Genomic DNA, 273 nt, shown 5'->3' on the forward strand with positions numbered 1-273 from the left:
GGCGAGAAACGAGAAGAACAGGCCCGAGATGATGGCGATCTGCTGGATCGTCGTCAGGCGGCCGCGCATGTGGGCCGGGGCGATCTCGGAGATGTAGGCGGGCGCCATGACGCTGGCGGCGCCCACGGCCAGACCGCCGAGGATGCGGTAGATCACGAACTCCGTCGAGGAGCCCGCGATGCCCGAGCCCCAAGCGCTGACGATGAACAGCACCGCCGCCACGATCATCATGGTGCGGCGGCCCCAGACGTCGGCCGCCCGGCCCGCGAAGGC

1 protein-coding gene is annotated in these 273 nt (G+C 70.0%); it reads right to left on the reverse strand.

Going from position 1 to position 273, the window contains the following annotated elements:
* A partial coding sequence (locus FLQ44_RS23065; RefSeq protein ID WP_147696195.1) for an MFS transporter occupies positions 1–273 on the reverse strand: 273 nt, incomplete at both ends.

The organism is Vogesella mureinivorans (assembly GCF_007644035.1).
Lineage (GTDB): Bacteria > Pseudomonadota > Gammaproteobacteria > Burkholderiales > Chromobacteriaceae > Vogesella > Vogesella mureinivorans.